This window comes from Streptomyces sp. NPDC002130, assembly GCF_040296465.1.
Classification (GTDB): Bacteria; Actinomycetota; Actinomycetes; order Streptomycetales; family Streptomycetaceae; genus Streptomyces.
In genome coordinates this window covers 1-2381 of the sequence record NZ_JBEOXI010000566.1, presented here as the reverse complement: position 1 = coordinate 2381, position 2381 = coordinate 1, and the positions used below count along the sequence as shown (strand labels likewise).

The window sequence follows — 2381 nt, the reverse complement described above, 5'->3', positions numbered from 1 at the left end:
GCTGGCCGACCCGGAGACCTCGAGATGGATCTTGGACTTGAACATGGTACGCAGCATCGAGAAACTCCCGGTTTGTCTGCTCCCTGCCCGCTTTTTGCAGGTCAAGGGCGGTCTTCGGAGCGTACAACGATTCGTATGCCCGGTCAGCTGCCCCCAGGTGTTTCAGGGCTCACACTGACCCTTTGCTGACCTTGTGACGTGTCATCAGGCGGGCTGCGCCGGCTGCGGGTGGGCCACGGCCGCGAGGGCTCGACCTGGGACCTCGGCGACGGCAGTGCCCCCAGCCGCGGTGGCCGTGTTCTGCCGTCTCGCTTCCGGACCGCTCACCTCCCCCGACCCGGTACTCGGGGAGTAGCCCACCCTTCGTACGGCCACGGCGCCGGCATCAATTCGGCTGTTCTCGGCCGACTGGGAAGGCGACCCTTCCGCCCCCTCCCCGGCCGCCGAGCTCACCACCGAGCAGTACGCCGCCGCCCAGGGCGAAGCCCGTCCCCCTGCCAGCCAGCCGCAGGCAAGGCCCACTCCTTCCGCCGTTCCCGCCGAGGCATCGGCACAGAGCGGAAGCGAGACGGCGTCCAAGGCTGCCACCGTGGCCAGGGCCGCCGATGTGGCGGTTCGCCCTGCCGTTCCTTCGGTGGCAGGCGGTACCGAGTTCCCAGTTGAGGACCGAGGGTCCGGGGTCTCACCGGGAACAGCCCGCTCGATCGCAGGAGACTCCCAGCGAGGGGACCCCGTGCGGCTCACGGTCCCGGCCGTCCCGAGGACGTTCCCCAGGTGCCATCCCCACCGGATACGACAGACACGCCGCGTAGTGCGGGGCGCCTCCCACGCTCGGTCTCAGGCACCAGGGACTCCGTGCCTCCTGGACGGACCACTGGCGGGAACACGGTAGGTCCGCCTTATAGGGCCTCCTTATAAGGCACATCGGGATTGAGTCTTGGACGCGCTGCCCGGCCCACTGCTGCAATCGGCCGTATGACGAACCAGAACCACCGCCTCGCCCTCGCCCCCGGTGACGGCATCCGGGCCCAGTTCCTGCCGCCCGCCCGGCGATTGCCGAAGGCGCCCGTCCCCTTCTAAGACGTCGTCTCATTTGGTCTCGGTAGGTTGTGGGTCGTGGCGGGGATCGTTGAGCGGCTGGTGCCGGACGAATTGTGGGAATTGTTCCAGCGGGTGGTGCCGGAGGCGCCTTCGCGGCCTCAGGGCGGTGGCCGCCGCTGGCATGGAGACCGGGAAGTGCTGGCCGCGATCGTGTTCGTGGCCACCTCGGGTTGCACGTGGCAGCAGTTGCCCTCTGCGTCGTTCGGCCCGTCGGGGGCGACGGCTCACCGCCGTTTTGCCGAGTGGACGAAGGCCAGGGTGTGGGCCAAGCTCCACCGCCTGGTCCTCGACGAACTCGGCTCCCGCGGCGAGCTGGACTGGTCTCGCTGCGCGATCGACTCGGTGAACATGCGGGCCCTGAAAAGGGGGACCTGACAGGCCCGAATCCTGTCGACCGGGGCAAGTACGGATCGAAGATCCATTTGATCACTGAGCGGACGGGTCTGCCCCTGTCCGTCGGAATCTCGGGGGCAAACCTGCACGACAGCCAGGCACTGATCCCCCTGGTGAAGGGCATCCCACCGATCCGTTCCCGCCGCGGGCGGCGGCGACGCAGGCCGGACAAGCTCCACGCAGACAAGGGCTACGACTACTCTCACCTGCGCCGATGGTTACGAGGTCGTGGCATCAGGCACCGCATCGCCTGCAAGGGGATCGAGACCTCGCAGCGGCTCGGCCGCCACCGCTGGACCATCGAGCGAACCATGTCCTGGCTCGCCGGCTGCCGCCGCCTCCACCGCCGCTATGAGCGCAAGGCCGAGCACTTCCTCGCCTTCACGAGCATCGCCTGCACCCTCATCTGTTACCGGCGGCTCGTCTGCTGATGTGGGCCTGCAGCAGTTTCACGGCCAGGTCGTGGCCGTAGTGATTGGCCATGTCCATGGGGGTGCGACCGTCTGGGTCTCCCAGCTCCGGATCAGCCCCGAAAGCCAGCAACACGGCCGTGGTGTGCACAGTCAACGGCTGCCCGCTCTGCAGGGAGCCATCCCCCTCGGCGTCGATTGCGTGCGTCAGCAGCGTCATGTTGCTGAAGACTTCGTCAGGATCGGAACCAGCGGCCAGCAACAGGGCCAGGGCCTCAGCATCCTCCTGCTCAACCGCTTGATGCGCGGGTGTCCAGTAGTCGCTCACCCCGACATTCAACCGTCCCCACAGCACGCCTGCCAGCGACTATCTACGCCATCAGCCACCAATTGAGATGACGTCTAAGACCGTGTCCTACGTGGTGAGGCGTCGTTGACCTCGGTATGGGGCGGGATACGTGGAGTTGGATTGTTCCG

General features: G+C 67.2%; 2 protein-coding genes. One reads left to right on the top strand and one right to left on the bottom strand.

Features of this window, described 5'->3' with window-relative positions:
• Positions 1-1125: 1125 nt before the first annotated feature.
• Positions 1126-1925, top strand: a protein-coding gene (locus ABT116_RS42850; RefSeq protein WP_351646135.1) for an IS5 family transposase whose coding sequence is annotated in 2 segments (ribosomal slippage) — positions 1126-1465 and positions 1465-1925 — 801 coding nt in all. Because the reading frame shifts where the segments join, the coding sequence is not laid out codon by codon here.
• On the opposite strand, the gene ABT116_RS42845 is transcribed toward ABT116_RS42850, so the two are convergent.
• A complete protein-coding gene (locus tag ABT116_RS42845; RefSeq protein WP_351646133.1) occupies positions 1897-2232 on the bottom strand; it encodes an ankyrin repeat domain-containing protein in 336 nt (111 codons plus the stop codon). The two genes, ABT116_RS42850 and ABT116_RS42845, sit on opposite strands and share 29 nt — an antisense overlap.
• Positions 2233-2381: the final 149 nt, after the last annotated feature.